Origin of the sequence: Streptomyces sp. RP5T (genome assembly GCF_003933965.1) — a bacterium.
GTDB lineage: Bacteria > Actinomycetota > Actinomycetes > Streptomycetales > Streptomycetaceae > Streptomyces.
The window spans coordinates 1-1,712 of record NZ_RSAJ01001007.1 but is presented as its reverse complement, the minus strand read 5'-3'; the positions used below and the strand labels follow the sequence as shown (position 1 = coordinate 1,712).

Below are 1,712 nucleotides of genomic sequence, written 5' to 3'. Positions count from 1 at the left end.
GCTCGCATGTTCTTGGCCCATACGCCGATGGGGAAGCTGTCCCCGCCCCATACGGCGGTCGTGGGCGGCAGGAAGTGGCCGTGGACGGCTGCGTAGTCGTGTGCGACGGCGAGGCCGGCGTCCCATGTGGAGGCGTGTACCGACCACACCATCCCGAGCTTCGTCAGCTCAGTCACGCGCTTGGCGTCTAGCGTTTCCTCGCGGTAGTAGCGGCGTTGATCGGCCACCCATACCCCCAGTGGATGCCCGCCCAACGCTCCCCAGTCTTCCGGCGTGACGTACGTGAACGGCACGCGCAGCTCGCTCTCACCGGTCTCGCGCAGCCACCTCGTGGCAGCCTCGATACCGCGCCGCCAGTACGCCCCTTCGGGGTCGATAACCCGCAGCCGCACGAACTGCGTGAGCGCGGCCGGGTCGCGTTCCTCGGTGAAGCGCAGCACGCGCGCCGCCGCGGCCCCAACCGCCGGAACGACGTCTTGCTCATAGACCTCTTCACCCTCGCCCTCGCCGGCGCGGTCATCCTGACCGTCGACGATGTCGTCGCCGTCCTGAGACCGCCAACTGCTGTTGCGCAGCCGGGAATCGGCGAGCGCCTCGATCGTCTGCGCATCGTGCGCCCGCAGAGCTCCGAGGACCTTCGACAGGCTGTTGTAGGCGTCAGAGGTGAGGAGATCATTGGGATCTTCGTCCGGTCCGAGGAACACGGGAACGATCAAAGTTGCCAGTTTCCCGTGATCCGGATTCAGCCGCAGGGCGCGTCCGACCATCTGCACGATGTCCACCATTGACCCGCGTGCGTCCGCGAAAAGGACAGCGTCGCATTCGGCAGTATCCACGCCTTCTCCGAGAACACGGACGGAGGAAAGCACCCGCAATTCCGCCCGCACATCCCGACCCCCAAAAGCGGGCGCACCCAGGAATTCTGAGGCGAATTCATCCAGCACCTGACGACGGTGCCCGGGAGCGTGCTCGCCGTACAGCCACTCTGCCCACACCTGCTCCACGGGCGGGTAGGTGTCAGGGTCGTCGGCGGCGAGCCGGCCCGCGGTCACCGGCACCGAGGCCGCCATCGCCTCTGCCTCACCCACCCGACTGTGGAAGCTGAGTACGCGACGGAAGCGCTCCGTGACGGCAGCGCGCATCAGCCCCGTCTGCACAGCCGCCAGCCGCGCCCCGCGCACCGCATCCGAACCGGTGTCCTCGCTCGTCAGCGCCGCGTACAGATCAGGGTCGCGGATGTCGAGGCACAGCACCTGATACGGCGCCACAATGCCCCGCCCGACCGCCTCCGACAGCGACAGCCGAAAAGCCACCGGCCCGAAAACGGGGGAGCCATCCTCCATCGACGCCACCAACCGCGGCCGCTCGCCCTCGGCCTCCCACACCCGCGGCGTCGCCGTCATGTACAGCCGACGCTCCGCGGGCAGTTGGACCTGGTCGTGCACGGCCGCCCACGGCCGCGCACCATCCCCACTGGTCCTGTGCGCCTCATCAATGATCATCAGGCTCCACACCCTCAGCCCTGCAGCGTGCGCACGCTGCAGGACCCCCATGCCAACCGAGGCGTAGGTGGCGAAGACAGTCACAGTCTCCAGCCCGCGCATCCACTCCACCAGCTCGTCCGGATCCGTCGTACACGGCAGACCCTGACTCTCCTCCGCCCGCAACGAGCACACCCCCACCATCGCGCCCGACCGACCCGCCCGACGCCA

At 68.2% G+C, this 1,712-nt stretch carries 1 protein-coding gene; it reads right to left on the bottom strand.

Going from position 1 to position 1,712, the window contains the following annotated elements; translation table 11 throughout:
* Window positions 1-1,604: helicase associated domain-containing protein (locus EHS43_RS43955; RefSeq protein WP_260471003.1), on the bottom strand; the 1,604-nt coding region annotated here is incomplete at its 3' end.
* Window positions 1,605-1,712 lie beyond the last annotated feature (108 nt).